We start from the raw sequence: 19,204 nt of genomic DNA, 5'->3' as shown, positions 1-19,204 counted from the left end.
GGTTAGCTTCGCTGTAGTCTTCGTTTAATGTTGGACTGAACGACAAAATAGTCGATAAGAGGGGCAAATATATTGGCAAACAATATGGCTAACATAATACCTTCGGGGAAGGCAGGATTGATGACCCGTATCAGCACAGTCATAAAACCAATCAGAATGCCGTAGATCCAGCGGCCTTTGTTGGTCATGGCTGCAGAAACCGGATCCGTGGCCATGAAAACCATACCAAAGGCAAAACCACCCAGTGATAAATGCCAGTACCAGGGCAAACCAAACATTGGATTGGTCTCACTGCCAATCATATTAAACAGCCAGGTCGTGGCAACCATGCCGATAAACACACCGAAAATAATTCTAAAAGAGGCAATCCGGGTATACAGCAGGAAAGCCGCTCCAAGTAAAATAGCCAGAGTAGATGTTTCACCCAGCGAACCAGGCATATGACCAATAAAGGTTTGTGTCCAGGTATAACCCGCTTCAGTCACAGCTTCCAAACCACCCAGGGCAGCCAGGGCAAGAGGAGTGGCGCCGGTATAACCATCAATTGCTGTCCAGATAGCATCTCCGGACATTTGTGCCGGATAGGCAAAGTACAAAAATGCACGGCCGGTTAATGCAGGATTCAGGAAGTTTTTGCCGGTACCACCAAACACTTCTTTACCAATCACCACACCAAAGATAATACCAAGAGCAACCTGCCACAGAGGCGTAGATGGCGGTAAGGTGAGACTGTAAAGCATGGAGGTAACCAGAAAGCCTTCATTGACTTCATGATTTCGCACAGCAGCAAAAATGACTTCAAAGGTACCTCCGGCAATCAATGTTGTCAGATATATCGGCAAAAAATATAGTAGCCCATGGAACATATTAGAGAACATGCTATTAGGATCGTAACCGATACCAAAACTGGTCAGAATCCAGCCACGCCAGCCTTCCAGTGTCGACATACCCAATTGGGCCATCGCGCTGTTTGCCTGATAGCCGGTATTCCATAACATCAGCATTAATACGGGCAGGGTCGCGAGCACGACATAACTCATTACCCGCTTAAGGTCGATACCATCTCGAACATGCGGGGAGCCACGAGTTACATCGCCCGGGCTATAGATGAATGTGTCGATCATCTCATAGACAGCAAAATACTTTTCGTATGGTCCGCCTTTTTGGAATGATGGCTCTATCCGGTCTAGGAATCGTCTTAAACGCGCCATGGTTATCCTTCTTTTTCTATTTGTGTAAGATTGGCTCTCAGCGCTGGGCCATAGTCATATTTGCCAGAGCAGACGTATGAACATAAGGCCAGATCTTCTTCATCCAACTCAAGACACCCCAGAGCCTGAGCAGAATCAGTATCTCTGACCAGTAAAGCTCTCAGCAGTTGCGTGGGTAAAATATCCAGTGGCATAACCGTTTCAAATACACCAACAGGCACCATGGCTCGCGGACTACCATTTTGTGAGGTAGTCAACGGTAAATCTTTTTTGCCGAAAATTTTGCTGAAGAACACATTCAATGCGGAATATTTATTGGCGCCGCCTGGACGAATCCAGCCTAATACTTCACGGTGGGTGCCTTCTTCAAGCACAGATATCTGAGAATGAAATCGACCCAGGAAAGCGGCCCAGTTATTGGCTGTATGACCATTGAAAACTGATCCGGAAATGACACGGGAACGAACATTCTGAACTTCGCCACGGACTAAATCTTCAGTATTGGCGCCCAGTCGTGTGCGAATTAACCGAGGTTTATTTACCATGGGGCCTGCCAGCGAGATAATTCGTTCTACCCAGAGGTGACCGGTGGTGAATAGTTTTCCTACAGCAATGACATCCTGATAACCGATATGCCATACGGTTTTTTTGACACTAACCGGCTCGATACAGTGGATATGAGTTCCAACAAGACCAGAGGGGTGAGGGCCCGAGAAAGTCGGGGTTTCAAGATTTTTGAGATCAGGAGTCGGTAATGCAGCCTGTGGTGACTGGCATAGATACAATTTACCGCTAGTCAAATGACTGAGTACTGTCAAACCATTACGAAAATCGTCAGCGTACTCATTAATTATGAGATTGGGGTCAGCGGCCAGTGGATTGCTATCAATGGCAGTAATAAATATTGCTTTAGGTTCGCTATCCAGTTCCGGACTTTTACTGTACGGCCGTGTCCGTAATGCTGTCCATAAACCCGACGCCACCAGATTTTCCTGGACTTGCTCACGGCTGAGCGACGTCAGTTCTTTCGGGGAGTAATGTTTAAAAGTGATTTCATCATCACCTTCTAGCTCAATTACCACAGATTGTAATGCGCGTTTAGCGCCACGGTTAATGGATTTAATCACGCCTGAGCCTGGAGCTGTATAAGTCACACCGGGAATTTTCTTGTCGGTGAACAAGGCTTCACCTAATTTAACCCGCTGCCCTTCTTCAACCAGCATAGTCGGTTTCATCCCGACGTATTCGTGACCCAACACAGCAACCGATGCGACCGGATTAGCCTGGCTAATTGTTTGTTCCGGGGCACCAGCAAGGGGCAATGTCAGCCCTTTCTTAATTGAGAAATGCATATCCCACCTAGTCAGAAGCAGTGCATGAGCACTGTTGGCTTTTGAAATTATCAACGCAGGAGTATAGCGGCTTTGCAGTACTTATGGGAAGCTTACCACGTTATTTGAATGGTTATTTTCCAGCAGTGGATTTAGCTGTTTTAAGCCATACAAAACCAATCAGAAATGCAGTGCAAGCCGTTAGTGCCGCCAGAATGAAAGTCATTTCCGGTCCGGGGGTAATCCATAAATAACCGCTTAATAAGCTTCCCACCGCACCTCCGGCACCAAAACTCATACTGCTGTAAAGCGCCTGTCCTCGTCCTTGATTGCGGCCGGTGAAATGTTGGTGTACCCATGCTATTGAAGCGGCATGATAGGCACCGTAACTGGCCGCATGTAAAGATTGTGCGGCAATCAATATAAAAATCTGATCGGCATATAGCGCAATCAACAGCCAACGAAGCGCTGCCAGCAGCAGGCTGGCCAGTAGCACTTTACGTATGCCAAAGCGTGGTAACCAGCGGTGCATCACCAGAAATACCATTAACTCTGCTACCACACCCAACGCCCATAACTGTCCGATCAGGGTGCGGCTGTATCCATGCTGTTCAAGATAAATACTGTAAAACGTATAGTAGGGTCCATGGCTGACCAGCATTAAAAAACAGATGGCTAAAAATGCCCGCACTGCAGGTTGTTTAAGTAATTGCTTTATAGGGATGTGATTGAGACTGAGATGACGACTTGCTGATTCAGGAACGGTCAGGCTGATTAACCAGATACCACTGATTGATACCAGCAAGGCATAGGGGACGATGCCGGCATCGTAACGATCTAACAGCCAACCGAGCAACACCACTACACAGATAAAGCCGATAGATCCCCACACACGGATCTTGCTGTAATGATGGCTATACTCGCCCAGATGCTGCAGGGTAGTGACTTCAAATTGGGGAAGTGACGCATTCCAGAAAAAACTGAATAGCATCAGTACAGCGGCTATCCAGTAATAACTTTGCGAGATAAAAATGGCAGAGAAAGCCAAAATACTGAGAAAACTTGCCAGTCGTACAATACGCATTCGCTGACCACGATGATCAGCAATCCAGCCCCAGACATTTGGTGCAATAATGCGGGTGGCCAGCAGAATGGCGGTTAATTCACCAATCTGCCTGGCACTGAAGCCTTCCCACTGCAGGTAGAGGCCCCAGTAGGGAACCAGAATACCCAGAGTAGCAAAATAAAAAAGATAAAATCCTGACAGTCGCCAGTAGGGTAGACCAGAAAAAGGCACCAGCGATCAGATCAGGCTTGCGCCGGAATAATTGGTGTATCAGTCGTGACATCCATGTTCTGTGCCCGTTGACGTAATACATGATCCATTAACACCAATGCCAGCATGGCTTCAGCGATTGGTGTAGCCCGAATGCCCACACAGGGATCATGACGGCCATGTGTAACCACTTCAATAGGCTCACCACGTGTGTTGATACTGCGACCCGGTATGCGCAAGCTGGATGTAGGTTTGAGTGCCATGCTGACCAGTAAATCCTGGCCGCTGGAAATTCCACCGAGCGTACCGCCAGCATGGTTGCTCAGAAAGCCTTCAGGGGTTATTTCATCACGATGTTCGGTGCCTTTTTGAGTAACCGACTCAAAACCTGCACCGATCTCAACACCTTTAACGGCATTAATACTCATCATCGCATGAGCAATATCAGCATCCAGTCGATCAAAAATAGGTTCACCCAGACCGGGGGGGACATGGCGGGCAATGACATTGATACGAGCACCAATTGAATTGCCTTCCTTGCGTAGGGCATCCATATAGTCTTCCAACTGACTTTCAATCTTCGGATCCGGATTGAAAAACAAACTGTTTTCGATATGCGACCAATCCAGTGTTTCAGCTTTAATCGGTCCGAGCTGACTCAGGTAACCCTGAATTTCGATACCATATCGTTGTTTGAGAAATTTTTTGGCAATACCGCCCGCGGCGACTCGCATTGCAGTTTCACGAGCTGAGGAGCGACCACCACCCCGGTAATCACGGAAACCATATTTATGCTGATAGGCATAATCGGCATGAGCCGGGCGAAATTGCTCTGCAATATTGCCGTAATCTTTTGAACGTTGATCCACATTTTCAATCAACAAACCAATGGGAGTCCCGGTGGTTTTGCCTTCAAAAATGCCTGAAAGAATTTTGACCTGATCGGGTTCGCGACGTTGTGTTTCATGACGGCTTTTACCGGGACGACGACGATCCAGATCTCCCTGCAGATCGGCTTCAGACAATTCAAGTCCCGGTGGGCAGCCATCCACAATACAACCTATCGCTGTACCGTGACTTTCACCAAAGGTGGTGACGGTAAATAGTTTTCCGAAACTGTTGCCTGACATAATCAAATATCCGAGTTAAACAATAAATAAAGTAGCAAATCCAAGGAAAGCCATAAATCCGACGACATCTGTCACAGTGGTCAGTAACACACTGCCGGACAATGCGGGATCAATACCAATACGTTTCAATCCCAATGGAATTATGACGCCTGCAAGTGCAGCACAAGTCATATTAACAATTATGGCCGCGCCAATCATGATTCCCAGTAAAAAATTACCAAACCACAGATAAGTAACAAAAGCGATTGCTATTGCCCAAATCACACCATTAGCCATGCCGACCAGAAATTCCTTACGTAACAACCATCGCTGGTTTTTATCATTCAGTTGCCCTAAAGCCATGGAGCGAATCACCAATGTCAATGTCTGGCTACCGGCAATGCCGCCCATGCTGGCAACAATCGGCATTAATACTGCCAATGCCACCAGTTTTTCAATGGTAGTATCAAACAGACCAATGACCCATGCGGCGAGAAAAGCGGTGAGCAGGTTGATGCCGAGCCATACCGAGCGGCGATGGATACTTTTTTTGACCGGCGCAAATGTGTCTTCATCCTCACTCAAACCGGCCATGCTCAATAAAGAGTGTTCGGCTTCATCGCGGATAACGTCTACCACGTCATCGATTGTGATACGGCCCAGCAGATGGTTGTCTTTATCTACTACGGGGGCAGAAATCAGATCGTGTTTTTCAAAACGGTGTGCCACATCGTGGTCAGACATATTGGCCGGAATTGGCTCAACCTGATGCGACATCGCTTCGCGTACAGTGAGCGAACGACTGCGACTGACAACCTGCGACAAACGTAAAGTACCGAGATATTTATCCTGATGATCAACAACGTACAAGCTATCCGTGTTTTCAGGTAATTCGCCGTACATACGCAAATAACGTAATACCACTTCCAGGGTAATGTCAGAACGCACCGTGACCACATCGGTGTTCATCAGACCACCGGCAGTATCCTCCTCATAAGCCAGAATGGCTTCAACCCGACGTCGGCGCTGCGAGTTCATGGCCCGCAACACTTCCTGCATCACATGGCCGGGCAGATCCTGCAAGATATCAACGACATCATCGGTATCCAGATCTTCAGTCGCACTTAATAGATCAGCCGTGTCCATGTTGGTCATCAGACCTGTACGAACATCTTCACCAATATAGGAAAGTACTTCACCGCGTAATTCGGGGTTAATGATCGGCCAGCAAACCAGACGTTCGGCTGGCGGCAAAGATTCCAGTAAATGTGCTGTTTCAGCGGGATGCAGGCTGGCTAATAAGCGGCGCATTCTGACGAATCGTCCACTTTTTAGCGCCTCGGAAAATGCATTCAGCGAGTGATTGAGACTGCGATGTTGGTCCAGCTCAGACATATCCGGTTCCAGGTGGCGTCGGTTCTTGTACGGGGAGGTTTTGCAAGCTATTTTAGCCTGCTTGCCTTGTGCTGGATAGCGTTAAATTGTCAGGCCTGTTTATCTCTTACAACAGATTTGGTTATTTGAGATAAACAGACTTTAGTGATGAATCGGCGCGTTGATTTGTTCAAGCAACATATCCGCCTCAAGTGCATCAGAAACTTCCATGATGCTAAGGGTATTACTCGGCAATAAACTCAAATCAGTTTCGTTAATGATTTGCTTTATTTCTAACAAAGCATTGGGATGCATACTGAAATGCTCCAGCCCCATTGCCAGCAATAGACGTGTATAACGAGGATCACCAGCCATTTCACCGCACATTGATACTGGTACATTAAATTTTCTGCCAGCTTCCAGTGTCATATGAATCAACCGTAAAACGGCAGGGTGCAATGGGTCATAAAGATAGTTGACTGTGTCATCAATACGATCGATTGCCAAAGTATATTGAATCAAATCATTGGTGCCGATTGACAGGAAATCGACATGGCGAGCAAACATTTCCGCACAAACTGCACTGGCAGGGATTTCGATCATGGCACCAATTTCAACCCGATGATCATATTCCAGTCCTTCTCTGTCCAGTTCCAGTTTGCATTGCTCAAGTAAGTTACGTGCCTGCAACAGTTCATGCATTGTGGAAATCATCGGGAACATGATTTTGATTTTGCCATAGGCTGATGCCCGTAAAATAGCTCTTAACTGGGTACGAAACATAGCCGGCTGAGTCAGACACAAACGAATGGCGCGTAAACCAAGCGCTGGATTTGTGACTACTGTTTGAGTGAGATGACGGCCACCATCAACGGTTTTATCAGCGCCTAAGTCGAAGGTTCGAATGGTGACCGGCTGATTATTCATGCCTTCCACCACATCACGATATGCCGCCAGCTGTTCTTCCTCTTCGGGTGGTGCCAGACGGTTCATGTAGAGAAATTCGGTTCGATAAAGTCCAATGCCCTGTGCCCCGGCATTACTGATAGTCGTAATGTCTTCGGGCAATTCCGCATTTGCGAGTAGCGTAATGGTTTTACCATCGCGGGTACGGGTCGGTTGTGACTTATAGCGACTGAGTGATGAAATATGTTCATCAAAAGCAATGCGCCGCTGTTGATATTCTCTAAGTGTGCCTTCATCGGCACCGGCAATCATGATGCCAGCTTCACCATCGACGATCAGTGGCTCATTGTCCTGCACATAGCGACGAACAGATTCCACACCGACAATGGCCGGAATACCCAGGCTGCGTGCCAGGATTGTGGTATGCGAAGTCGCACCACCATGCTCAGTGACGAAGGCAGCAATACCCTGATGTTGCATTAAAACGGTATCTGCAGGCGTCAAATCTTCAGCAATGATGATATGACCTTTCAGCCGTCCATCAGCAATTTCGTGATCAGCAACTTCCTGATCGGCCAGAATCCGATGGATACGATTGACCACATGATCAACATCATCACGACGGGTTCGCAGATAGGGATCATCCATTTCATTGAAGACGTTGATCAGTGCGTCACGTTGAAGTTGCAGTGCCCATTCAGCATTACAGCGACGCTGGCGGATCATCTCGACTGGGACTTTGGTCAGAGATGAGTCATTGAGCATCAAAATATGTGTATCAATGAATGAGGTTACGTCTGCAGGCGCGTTGGCGGGAATATGATTACGTATCGACTTGAGCTGCTGCTTGGCCTGTTCAATGGCGTCGAGCAGACGTTCAACTTCCTGTTCAATCGAAAAGGCAGGGATCAGGTATTCACGTACATCCGGCTGATTGTGAAACAGAATATGTGCGCGGCCGATCGCGATGCCTCGGGAAACACCAATGCCCTGGAGTTCAAGCGTCATTGGCCTTCCCCAAAGTAATTGGCAATCAGCTCACCGATAGCCTGTAAAGCAGGTTCAGCATCATCGCCTTCTGCTGTAACCTGGATTTCAGTGCCTTTGGCCGCTGCTAACATCATCACTCCCATAATACTTTTGCCATTTACCTGACGGTCATCCCTTGAAACATGGATATCCGCATTGAACTCAGAAGCTGTGGTGACAAATTTGGCGGCAGCCCGGGCATGTAAACCCAGTCGGTTGATAATGGTAAAAGTCTGTTCCTGTTTCATGGACGGTATCCTGAATGATGACACCGAACTATGCCTTCCTGGCCACCACTTACTGCTTTGTGTTCCAGTTCATCAAGGCTTAAGGTTGGATAATTCAAAACGCGGATTAGCATGGGAAGATTAAGCCCTGAAACAATTCGAATATCTTCACGATCAGAGACCGCACAGGCAATATTACTAGGAGTTGAGCCAAACATATCTGTCAAAATCAAAATACCATTACCCTGATCCAGTCCAATCAATTCACCATCAAGCTGTTTCCGAATCGCGTCGGGATTATCTTTTACTTCGATAGAAATGACTTTGGTAGGCAAGGGACAGCAGGACAACATTTGTCTTGCCGTGTTTATCAACTCGGTGCCGATATGGTTGTGCGATACGATCAAAATACCTACGGTCATCTTGGTTCTCTTGGTCACCAGTAAAAGTCAGACTGGAAGGGCAGTTTACCGCCAATGAATGTAATGGATATGAGCCTTTTAGGCAAATATCTGTGTTTAAAATGCCATTTTAGCCAGTTGCCAGAGCTGCATTTTGGCATGGCTGTGTTGGTGGGAACTCTGCATTGCCAGCCAGCTGTCAATTCGGGTTTTTAATGATGCCGGATTCTGGACAGATAAGGTCAATACTGCTAATGGTTTACCAAGAATAAATTTACTGTGAATTGGTGTGGTGACGCTGACTGGAGGTTGATGCACTGATTTCAGCTCAATACAAAAATCTGCAATGCAGCTGCTCCGCCAGCTCTCTTCACCATATACTTTGCGAATATCGATCAAGCCTAATTCACGGCTATGCAATAGACCGGAAAGCATTTTGGGGCAATGGCCGATTAGCTGATCAGCTTCCAGTGAAAAATCCACTACATCATCGGCAATCAAAATCGCCCCATGATGAATCAATTCAAGCGCAAGACTGCTTTTGCCAATACCTGCCTCACCCGTTAGCAGAATTCCTTTTCCCTGATAATGAAGCATTACGCCATGTTGACTATTTATGGCTGCTGGCAGAGACATTGTGAATCAGTCTTCGTCGATGGAAAGTAATAATTCAAAAATGGCTTCCGCATTGGGGGCCTGCCGAATACGGCTACAAACTTCTTCATCACGGAACAGTGTGACAAGACGGGACAGATGCTGTAAATGATGTTCAGTATCATCCTCAGGGACCAATAAACCAAAGGCAATATCAATCGGTTTACCATCAGCCGCTTCAAACTCAACGGGCGTTTCCAGCGTCAGCATGGCGGCCACAGTATGCGTCAGATCCGGGACACGGGCGTGGGGGATAGCCACGCCCTTGCCTAATCCGGTACTGCCCAGACGTTCCCGTTCAAGCAGAACTTGAAAGATTTTTTCAGCAGTCGCTGCACTGGTGTTGGCTCCCAGCATCCGACTGAGATTTTCGATCACCCGTTTTTTACTGGTAGCTTCATCGTGGAAACTGATGTTGTCCGCATTTACGAGCAGTGCAGCAATAAGCATGAAAAATACCGCTCCTTAACTAGCGTTATGTTTTTGAATTGCACCATCAGCTTGATGGTGGTTAGTGATTTTATCTTTGTGTTTAATGATCTGTCGATCCAGTTTGGCAACCAGATTTTCAATAGCGGTATACATATTTTCCTGCTCGTCAGAAGCAAATAAGTCTGCTCCACTGGCATGCACGGTTGCTTCAGCTTTCTGCCGAAGTTTTTCAACAGATAGCACCACATGTACGTTGGTCATGTGATCAAAATGACGAGTGAGTTTCTCGAATTTTTTATTGACGTGATCCCGGAGGCTGTCAGTGATATCGATATGTTGTCCGCTTAGATTTAATTGCATAATGCATCACTCCTGTTGGTGGACTAAAACTGGTTCTACACCAGTCGCTTACGCTCATTTGAGGGCGCTATCGCCAATGTTTCACGGTACTTTGCAATAGTACGGCGAGCGACATTAATGCCCTGTTCTCCCAGAATATCAGCAATTTTGCTGTCACTGAGAGGTTTTCTTGGATTTTCTGCGGCGACCAGTTTTTTGATGATCGCACGAATGGCTGTTGCTGAACATTCTCCGCCACTTTCAGTTCCGACATGGCTGGAGAAAAAGAATTTCAATTCAAATATACCGCGCGGTGTGTGCAGATATTTGCGTGTGGTGACTCGGGATATAGTGGATTCATGCATTTCCACTGTCTCGGCAATATCGGCTAACACCAAGGGTTTCATGGCTTCTTCACCATGGTCAAGAAAATCACGCTGCCGTTCAACAATGGCTTGCGTGACTTTCAGCAATGTCTCATTACGGCTTTGTAAACTTTTCAGAAACCAGCGTGCTTCCTGCAGATTATTTTTCAGGTAGGTGTTTTCTTCACTGCTATCGGCACGATTTATTAAGGATGCGTAATGTTCGGCAATCTGCAGTTTAGGAGCATTGTCCGGGTTAAGTGACAACTGCCATTTGCCGTGAACTTTTATCGCATAGACATCCGGTACGATATATTCAGTTTTGTCAGTTTGGATACTACTGCCGGGACGCGGGTTGAGCAATTGAATCGAGCGCACCAGATCGGTTAATTCATCATCACTGACTTTCAGCGTACGTTTTATCTGCGCGTAATCGCGCTTAGCCAGCGTATCCAGATGTTTGTCGATCAGTTCGGTCAATAATTCGATATGTTTCAGGGCAACGGAGGATTCATATAAACGCAGTTGTATCAGCAGACATTCGCGCAGATCGCGGGCGCCGACACCGACCGGGTCAAAGTGGTGAATCCGATGTAATACCGTTTCAATTTCATCAAGTTCTACTTCAGCAAATTCTTCGCCCAGACTTTGCTGAATTTCTTCCAGAGTGGTTTTCAGATAACCATCATCTTCAATCGAGTCAATGATAGTGGTGGCAATCGCCTGTTCGGTTTCGGTAAATGGTGTGAGGCGCATCTGCCAGAGTAAGTGCTGTTGCAGACTATCGCTGCTTTCATCCTGATTATCACGTTCAAAATCGCTGTCACCGGAAGGTCCTGAGCTGCTGATGCTCGGAGAATTATCGTAGGTATCTTCCCATTTGCTATCAACGGGCAGATCTTCTGGAATATCGGTGTTTTCCAGTTCGCTGATTTCGCGACTGCCATTATCTTCGTCACGACGAGCGATACCGGGCTCGTCATAATCGTAATCCTCCTCGACTTCCAACAGGGGATTGGTTTCGAGTGCTTCCTGAATTTCAGTCTGCAATTCCAGGGAAGATAGTTGCAACAAACGGATCGCTTGCTGCAACTGAGGCGTCATCGACAGGCTTTGACCAATACGTAGCTGTAATGAGGGTTTCACTTAATTTTTAGTTTTAATGTTGTGACCATGAGTTTATGTTACCGCAATCGTCGCGCCGTTGCCTATACGTCTCTCTAAAATAAAAAATCACAATAAGGTAACCGCCGTGGCTTTAAAACTTAACCACACAGAATTACCCAATGTGAGTTGTAAAGCGGACAAAGCCTGATGACTGATAATGACTTCAAATTTCTCTCCACAATCAATGGTCAGGCGAATTGCTTTGCCCGATTCACTGATGGCGATAAGTCTGCCTGGCAATTGATTTCGGGCACTGGTATCAGAATGCGGGTGCGTGCTGATGGTTATTGCCAGGGGATCAATTGCAATATGTCTTGCGGAGGCAGAACCCTCTGCGGCAAAGATTTTTAGCGCATTGGTATGAAATATTTCGCCATCATAATAGCCATGAAAAAGATTCAGCAAAGGAGCTGAAATGGGTTTTCCTTTAAGCAGTTGAATAGTGTGAGGTGTTATGGCCGAGGCCTGCACCCGATCATGCGTTGAAAACAGTACGGTGCGTTTACCACTGGCGCTTATCTCATTGATTACATCCTCCAACTGACGTTGATGGAGGCTGTCCAGATTGGCAAACGGCTCATCCAGCAACAATATCTCCGGTTCAAAGGCTAACACTCTGGCGATAGCAACACGGCGTTGTTCGCCACCGGATAATGTGCTGGCGGGTTGATTGGCCAGCCGGGTTAAATTGACGGTTTCCAATACGTGTTGTAGCCGGGACTGGTGAAATGACTTATCGACTTTTTGGAGCTTTAACGCCAGAAGAATATTATCTGCCACAGTGCCAGGCAACATATAAGGATGTTGATCAACCAGGCCTGTTTGCTGACGATGTTGCGGTTTTGGCGTAGCGATGTTTTCACCGAATAAGCGGATATCACCGGAGTCGGGTCGCTTGAGTAGGGCCAATAAATGAAATAGCGTGGATTTTCCAGCCCCATTTTCACCCAATACGGCCAGGCATTGGTTGGCTGTAATGTTGAGTTGTTCAATATCCAGCACCAGCTGATTGTCATAAAGAACTTTGACGTTGTCGAGTTGATAAGCGTAAGTCATGTTAATCGCCGATTTATCCAGGACAGGGCAAAATTCAAGATAAAAGCGATCAACAACAACACAATGCCCAGTGCCAGAGCCAGTTCAAATTCGCCCTTGCTGGTTTCCAGCGCAATAGCCGTGGTCATCGTGCGGGTATACCCTTCAATATTCCCGCCGAGCATCATCGCTGCACCTACTTCACCAATCGCTCGGCCAAAGCCCGTCAAAATGGCTACCAGTACAGCCAGCCGAACGGCTTTTAATACCTGAAAGCATTGTTGCCATTTATTGGCACCAAGGCTTTTCAAGGTCAAAAGTAATCGTGGATCCGATGTGTTTACGGTAACCAGTGTCAGGTTCATCATGATGGGAAAAATCAGGATGCTCTGGGCGATGATCATTGCTGATTGTGTATACAGTAATCCTAACTCACCTAAAGGCCCCATCCGGCTGAACAGTCCGTAGAGGAGTAATCCTATGACGACAGTGGGCATGGCCATCAAAGTATTAAGGAGATGTTGCAGAGCTGATTTGCCCGGAAAATCCGTCAACGCAGTAAACACCCCGGCAGGAATTGCCATTAAAGCGGCGATAGATGCCGCAGCGACAGAAATGCTGACAGAGGTCTGGATGATTTCCCATACAGTCGCATCAAAAGAGACCAGGAGTTTAATAGCAGCGGTGAACGATGCGCCGAAAAATTCCACGGTTAATTCAACCTGATAATCAGCGAACTAAACCCAGACGTTCGCATACGGTTAGTACAGGTTGGCTTTTATTCATGGAATAGAAATGCAATCCTGGTACATCAAGCCCGAGCAGTTTCTCAGTAAAATCCGTCAGGTAATCCGTAGTAAATGCCTGCATTGACTCGGTGTCATCATAAAACTCTTCAAGACGTTTTTTCAGCCAACGTGGAATTTCCGCCCCACAGGCGGAAGAAAAACGGGCCAGCTGGGAATAATTATTAATCGGCATAATGCCGGGAATTATCGGGATATCAATGCCTTTTTTCTGGCAACGTTCGACAAAGTACAAATAGGAATCAATATTGAAAAAATACTGGGTGATGGCACTGTCGGCACCGGCATCGACTTTACGTTTGAAATTTTCCAGGTCCACGCCGGCATCCTGAGCTTGCGGATGCACTTCGGGGTAAGCAGCAACTTCGATAGTGAAATGATCGCCGGTTTCTTTACGGATAAATTCCACCAGTTCATTGGCATAGCGGAAATCACCCGGATCCCGCATACCAGAGGGTAAATCACCTCTTAATGCCACCACACGGGAAATATCGTTATCAATATAGGTTTGTAAAATAGTGCGAATGCGTTCCTGAGAAGATCCTACACAGGATAAATGTGGAGCCGCATCGATTCCGGTTTCAGCTGCCCGCTGTTGGACAGCGATAACGGCTTCGAGCGTATTGTCCTGAGTCGACCCACCTGCACCAAACGTCACAGAATAAAATTCAGGTTTTAATACTGCGAGTCGCTCTTGCACGACTAAAAGATTTTGTGCGCCTTTTTCCGTTTTTGGAGGGAAGAACTCACAGCTGATAACAGTTTTTTTGGACATGATGCTTACTTCAGGTAAAAGAAAAAGGGCTAACTTTTACGTTAGCCCTGCTTAACTTAGTAACGATAGTGTTCCGGTTTATAGGGGCCCTGCTGTTCAAGACCTAAATATTTAGCCTGTTCAGCATTTAACTCGGTCAGATTAGCACCGATTCGGCCTAAATGCAGCCGCGCGACTTTCTCGTCGAGACGTTTAGGTAATACATAAACCTTATTTTCGTAATTAGCACTGTTATGCCATAACTCGATTTGTGCCATTACTTGATTGGTGAAAGAGGCTGACATGACAAAACTTGGATGACCGGTTGCACAGCCCAGATTAACCAGGCGACCTTCAGCCAGCAGGATAATACGCTTACCATCAGGGAAAATAACGTGGTCAACCTGAGGCTTAATGTTTTCCCACTCGTAGTTACGCAGTGAAGCAACATCAATTTCGTTATCAAAGTGACCGATGTTACAAACGATAGCTTCGTTACGCATCGCTGCCATGTGATCATGATTAATGACATTGATATTACCGGTAGCTGTAACAAAGATATCGGCTTTATCAGCGACTTCGTCCATGGTGACAATACGGTAACCTTCCATTGCTGCCTGTAAGGCGCAAATAGGATCAATTTCAGTGACCATAACGGTCGCCCCCATGCCACGGAAAGCTTGAGCACAACCTTTACCGACATCGCCGTAACCTAAAACCACACAGATTTTACCGGCAACCATGACATCAGTTGCACGCTTGATGCCATCAAGCAATGATTCACGGCAGCCGTACAGGTTGTCGAATTTTGACTTAGTGACCGAATCGTTGACGTTAATCGCCGGGACTTTCAATGCACCCGCTTTCATCATTTCATATAAACGGTGGACGCCGGTAGTGGTTTCTTCTGACAGGCCTTTAATGTCTGCCAGTAATTCAGGGTAATCCTGATGCATCATCGTCGTTAAGTCGCCACCATCATCCAGAATCATATTCGGGCGCCAGCCGTCGGTACCAATGATAGTCTGACGAATACACCAGATAGCTTCTTCTTCGGTTTCACCTTTCCAGGCAAAAACCGGAATACCCTGATCGGCAATCGCCGCTGCAGCGTGATCCTGAGTTGAAAAGATATTGCATGAAGACCAGCGTACTTCAGCACCTAATTCGACCAGGGTTTCGATCAAAACGGCTGTTTGGATGGTCATATGCAGACAACCGGCAATACGGGCGCCTTTTAAAGGGGCTTGACCGGCATATTCTTCGCGTAACGCCATCAGACCGGGCATTTCGCTTTCGGCAATTTTAATTTCCTGATGGCCCCATTTTGCCAGACTGATATCGGCAACTTTGTAATCCGGTGTCAAGTTTTCTACTGCTGATTGCATGATAAATTCCTGTGTTAGTTGATTTTTGCTGCTTCACGTAAGACGGGAGCAAGATCGGTTCGTTCCCAGCTGAAGTCAGCTTCTTCACGTCCAAAATGACCGTATGCGGCAGTTTGCTGATAAATAGGACGGACTAAATCCAACATTTTGATAAGGCCAACCGGGCGCAGATCAAAATGCTCGCGAACTAATTCGACAAGTTTATCTTCAGCAATTTTGCCGGTACCGAATGTATCGACACTGATAGATGTTGGCTGTGCGACACCAATCGCGTAAGACACCTGGATCTCACACCGATCAGCAAGGCCTGCTGCAACAATGTTTTTTGCAACATAGCGTCCTGCATAGGCCGCGCTGCGATCCACTTTGGAAGGATCTTTACCGGAAAACGCACCACCGCCATGACGCGCCATACCACCGTAGGTATCGACAATAATTTTACGCCCGGTCAGGCCGCAATCGCCGACCGGCCCACCGATAATAAATTGTCCGGTCGGATTAATATGATATTGCGTGTTTTTGGTCAGCCATTCAGCGGGAAGCGTTTTTTTGATAATCAGTTCCATTACTGCTTCTTTGAGATCGGCCTGGCTGATTTCAGGGTTATGCTGAGTCGATAACACCACCGCATCGATACCGACAGGAACACCATCCTCATAAATAAAGGTCACCTGACTTTTAGCATCAGGCCGTAACCATGTGAGTTCACCACTTTTACGCACTTCTGCCTGACGTTTGACCAAACGATGAGCGTAAGTAATAGGGGCGGGCATTAGCACTTCAGTTTCGTTACTGGCATAACCGAACATCAAGCCCTGATCACCTGCACCCTGATCTTCTTCTGTCTCACGATCAACGCCCATGGCGATATCACCGGATTGTTTCCCGATAACAGACATCACGCCACATGTTTGACCATCAAAACCGACGTCAGAGCTGTTATAACCGATATCCGTTATGGTTTTACGGACGATATCTTCCAAATCCACCCAGGCGCTGGTTGAAATTTCTCCGGCAACAATGGCAACACCTGTTTTAATGAGAGTTTCACAGGCAACACGGGCGTGGGGATCTTTTGTCAGGATGGCATCTAAAACAGCGTCGGAAATTTGGTCTGCTACTTTATCTGGATGACCTTCTGAAACCGATTCAGAGGTAAAAAGATAAGCATTACTCATAGACAACTTCCTCATTATTAAAATTCAAATAAGGTAATGATAGTCGGACTATGGGTAAAGTTCGGATGAAACGCCCATTACTATCAGTGACCTGTTAATAATGAACGCCGTTTTGAAAATGTGACATTGAATAAGCCTAGCAGAGCTTCCTCTGTCGCAGCGTTCCTCATTCAATGGGGCATATATTAATTCATATTCGAAAAATTACAAGTTAAGGACTAATGCTCATATAACTAGCTGATGTCCATGATTTTTCAGCCAACCACGATGTTGACGGTAATTCGGGTCGAATTGTTCCACCAACTGCCAAAAAGCTTTCGAATGATTGTGCTGTTGCAGATGACACAGCTCGTGAATGATGACGTAATCACTGATGGGCTGTGTGGCCTGAACCAGTTGCCAGTTAAGTTGAATATCTCCTCGGATATTACAGCTGCCCCAGCGGGATTTATAGCTTTTGATCTGAACCTGATTGGGCTGCAGGCCGGTATGCTTAGCAAGTTGTTTTACGCGGGCAGTCAGTAATGCTTCTGCCTGGTGTCTGTACCACCTCGCTAAGGCCTGCCTTATTTGTATTGATGAAGCACTGGCTGGAGCCATAATGAGAAATTTGTGTTGATCAAACTGAACATGTAATCGTTGGCGCTGGGACTCATGAATGATATGTAAAGGATAGTGTTCGCCCATAAACGGCTGCAATTCACCGTCGATGAATTGCCTTTCTGGCGGACGTTGCTGGTAATGCCGCAATTTATCCTGAATCCAATGTTGTTTGCGCATTACAAACTGCTTGGCCAGCCATAAGGGCATGAGTTTGGGTAAATGCACCGTCACGTTGCCATCCTGGATTTTAATGGCCAGAGACTTTCTGCGCGGGCTTCGAACAACTTCAACGGATAGATCGTTAATCTTAATGATACTCATCGCATGACTTAAAAAGCATATTAACTGGGCATTTTAGCGGCTGATTTGCGAAAATGTCGGATTAAACAGGTTTTATTATGACTCTGACAGCCAATATTAAATTCGCTCACCGGTTATCGCTGGCCCCCATGCTGGATTGGACTGATCGCGACTTCCGTTATCTATGCCGGCTCATTTCCAGACACACTATGTTATATACCGAAATGGTGACAACAGGTGCGTTATTGCATGGAGATTATCAACGTTTTCTGGCACATGATGAGCTGGAATATCCCATGGCGTTACAGTTAGGCGGTAGTGAGCCTGCTGAACTGGCAAAATGTGCCATATTAGGTGCCGAAGCGGGTTATCAGGAGATAAATCTAAATGTGGGCTGTCCAAGCGATCGGGTGCAAAATGGCCGGTTTGGTGCCTGTCTGATGGCTGAACCCAGACTGGTTGCTGAATGCGTGACAGCAATGAAACAGGCCGTCGATATCCCCATTACGGTAAAAACCCGCTTAGGTATTGATGAGAGTAATAGCTATGAATTCCTAAAAGAATTTGTTGAGTCAGTTTATCAGGCTGAGGTGGATGCATTGATTCTGCATGCCCGCAAAGCCTGGCTAAAAGGGTTAAGTCCTAAAGAAAATCGGGATATTCCGCCACTTGAATATGAAAAGGTGTATCAAATCAAGCAGGAATTTGCAGATTTGCATCTGGATATCAATGGGGGAATCCATATGCTGGATGAAGCTGAAAAACATCTGCAACAGGTGGATGGTGTCATGATGGGGCGCGCGCTTTATCATCAGCCCTATCTTCTGGCCGAGGCGGACAAACGGATTTTTAATGATGATCGATCAATCCCGAGTCAGCATGAAATAGTTGAATTGATGCTGCCGTATATTGAAATGCGCATGAAAGAGGGGAGACCCTTAAAATCGATAACCCGTCATATGCTGGGTTTGTTTCAGGGCTTGCCCGGCGCACGTCGCTGGCGACGGCATTTAAGTGAAAACGCCCATTTACCCGGGGCCGGGGTTGAAGTGGTTCAGGATGCGCTCAATTTAATAGGCGGAGATTAAAAGTAACCACAGAGACACAGAGGGCACAGAGTTTTATAAATAGTTTGTGGTTTATGATGACTGGCGTGTAAGTGGTGTTTGAAGACTTTCAAAAAATAGTCCGCAGAATACGTAGATGGACGCAGATTAAATAAATGGTTTTCAGTTTGATGCAGTAATGCATCACGAAAGAACTATGAGGGCTAACTTCTTTCAAACTGACTTGTTAAATCATTCATAAAGCATCTGCGA

At 46.6% G+C, this 19,204-nt stretch carries 19 protein-coding genes and 1 riboswitch; of the genes, 1 reads left to right on the top strand and 18 read right to left on the bottom strand.

What is annotated here, in order from left to right; genetic code table 11:
* Window positions 1-2: 2 nt before the first annotated feature.
* The 18 genes from B2W60_RS07025 to B2W60_RS06940 all read right to left on the bottom strand — a co-directional run bounded on the left by B2W60_RS07025 (window position 3) and on the right by B2W60_RS06940 (window position 17,906).
* A complete protein-coding gene (locus B2W60_RS07025; RefSeq protein ID WP_292361923.1) occupies window positions 3-1,211 on the bottom strand; it encodes an NADH:ubiquinone reductase (Na(+)-transporting) subunit B in 1,209 nt (402 codons plus the stop codon).
* 2 nt (window positions 1,212-1,213) lie between these two features.
* Window positions 1,214-2,563: a Na(+)-translocating NADH-quinone reductase subunit A gene (locus B2W60_RS07020; RefSeq protein WP_292361924.1), complete on the bottom strand. Its 1,350-nt coding sequence runs from the start codon at window positions 2,561-2,563 to the stop codon at window positions 1,214-1,216.
* A 112-nt stretch (window positions 2,564-2,675) separates the two neighbouring features.
* Entirely contained in the window at window positions 2,676-3,839 is a 1,164-nt protein-coding gene (locus tag B2W60_RS07015) for an MFS transporter (RefSeq protein WP_292361925.1), read from the bottom strand.
* An 11-nt stretch (window positions 3,840-3,850) separates the two neighbouring features.
* Window positions 3,851-4,948 (bottom strand): chorismate synthase, encoded by a 1,098-nt coding sequence (aroC, locus tag B2W60_RS07010; RefSeq protein ID WP_292361926.1) that lies wholly within the window; start codon window positions 4,946-4,948, stop codon window positions 3,851-3,853.
* A gap of 15 nt (window positions 4,949-4,963) precedes the next feature.
* Entirely contained in the window at window positions 4,964-6,322 is a 1,359-nt protein-coding gene (mgtE, locus tag B2W60_RS07005) for a magnesium transporter (protein ID WP_292361927.1), read from the bottom strand.
* A 141-nt stretch (window positions 6,323-6,463) separates the two neighbouring features.
* Entirely contained in the window at window positions 6,464-8,215 is a 1,752-nt protein-coding gene (gene ptsP / locus B2W60_RS07000) for a phosphoenolpyruvate--protein phosphotransferase (RefSeq protein ID WP_292361928.1), read from the bottom strand.
* Window positions 8,212-8,484: an HPr family phosphocarrier protein gene (locus B2W60_RS06995; RefSeq protein WP_292361929.1), complete on the bottom strand. Its 273-nt coding sequence runs from the start codon at window positions 8,482-8,484 to the stop codon at window positions 8,212-8,214. The genes ptsP and B2W60_RS06995 overlap by 4 nt, the downstream gene beginning before the upstream one ends.
* Window positions 8,481-8,885, bottom strand: coding sequence for a PTS sugar transporter subunit IIA (locus B2W60_RS06990; protein WP_292356677.1), 405 nt, complete (start codon window positions 8,883-8,885; stop codon window positions 8,481-8,483). Before B2W60_RS06990 ends, B2W60_RS06995 begins: the two co-directional genes overlap by 4 nt.
* 96 nt (window positions 8,886-8,981) lie before the next feature.
* Complete coding sequence (locus B2W60_RS06985; RefSeq protein WP_292361930.1) at window positions 8,982-9,500, bottom strand: hypothetical protein; 519 nt, start codon at window positions 9,498-9,500, stop codon at window positions 8,982-8,984.
* Window positions 9,501-9,506: 6 nt separating this feature from the next.
* Window positions 9,507-9,968, bottom strand: coding sequence for a PTS sugar transporter subunit IIA (locus B2W60_RS06980; RefSeq protein ID WP_292361931.1), 462 nt, complete (start codon window positions 9,966-9,968; stop codon window positions 9,507-9,509).
* Between the two features lie 15 nt (window positions 9,969-9,983).
* Entirely contained in the window at window positions 9,984-10,310 is a 327-nt protein-coding gene (hpf, locus tag B2W60_RS06975; RefSeq protein ID WP_069296314.1) for a ribosome hibernation-promoting factor, HPF/YfiA family, read from the bottom strand.
* A 35-nt stretch (window positions 10,311-10,345) separates the two neighbouring features.
* The gene (locus B2W60_RS06970) at window positions 10,346-11,800 is read right to left on the bottom strand and encodes an RNA polymerase factor sigma-54 (protein ID WP_292361932.1); all 1,455 of its coding nucleotides are present in this window, start codon (window positions 11,798-11,800) and stop codon (window positions 10,346-10,348) included.
* Window positions 11,801-11,887: 87 nt separating this feature from the next.
* A complete protein-coding gene (locus tag B2W60_RS06965; protein WP_292361933.1) occupies window positions 11,888-12,877 on the bottom strand; it encodes an ABC transporter ATP-binding protein in 990 nt (329 codons plus the stop codon).
* The gene (locus tag B2W60_RS06960; protein ID WP_292361934.1) at window positions 12,874-13,566 is read right to left on the bottom strand and encodes an ABC transporter permease; all 693 of its coding nucleotides are present in this window, start codon (window positions 13,564-13,566) and stop codon (window positions 12,874-12,876) included. Before B2W60_RS06960 ends, B2W60_RS06965 begins: the two co-directional genes overlap by 4 nt.
* Before the next feature lie 19 nt (window positions 13,567-13,585).
* Entirely contained in the window at window positions 13,586-14,437 is an 852-nt protein-coding gene (metF, locus tag B2W60_RS06955; RefSeq protein ID WP_292361935.1) for a methylenetetrahydrofolate reductase [NAD(P)H], read from the bottom strand.
* A gap of 56 nt (window positions 14,438-14,493) precedes the next feature.
* A complete protein-coding gene (ahcY, locus tag B2W60_RS06950; protein ID WP_292361936.1) occupies window positions 14,494-15,804 on the bottom strand; it encodes an adenosylhomocysteinase in 1,311 nt (436 codons plus the stop codon).
* Window positions 15,805-15,818: 14 nt separating this feature from the next.
* On the bottom strand, window positions 15,819-16,982 hold the full coding sequence (gene metK / locus B2W60_RS06945; RefSeq protein ID WP_292361937.1) for a methionine adenosyltransferase: 1,164 nt from the start codon (window positions 16,980-16,982) through the stop codon (window positions 15,819-15,821).
* Between the two features lie 95 nt (window positions 16,983-17,077).
* Window positions 17,078-17,156: riboswitch (S-adenosyl-L-homocysteine riboswitch) on the bottom strand.
* A 51-nt stretch (window positions 17,157-17,207) separates the two neighbouring features.
* A complete protein-coding gene (locus B2W60_RS06940; protein WP_292361938.1) occupies window positions 17,208-17,906 on the bottom strand; it encodes a M48 family metallopeptidase in 699 nt (232 codons plus the stop codon).
* Window positions 17,907-17,983: 77 nt separating this feature from the next.
* Between B2W60_RS06940 and dusA the strand changes: the two genes are divergently transcribed.
* The gene (dusA, locus tag B2W60_RS06935; protein ID WP_292361939.1) at window positions 17,984-18,973 is read left to right on the top strand and encodes a tRNA dihydrouridine(20/20a) synthase DusA; all 990 of its coding nucleotides are present in this window, start codon (window positions 17,984-17,986) and stop codon (window positions 18,971-18,973) included.
* The last annotated feature ends 231 nt before the right edge of the window (window positions 18,974-19,204 follow it).

Origin of the sequence: Methylophaga sp. UBA2496, from assembly GCF_002341635.1 — a bacterium.
GTDB lineage: Bacteria > Pseudomonadota > Gammaproteobacteria > Nitrosococcales > Methylophagaceae > Methylophaga.
Note: the sequence above shows the minus strand (reverse complement) of the source record. Positions and strands in the feature narration are given on the sequence as shown.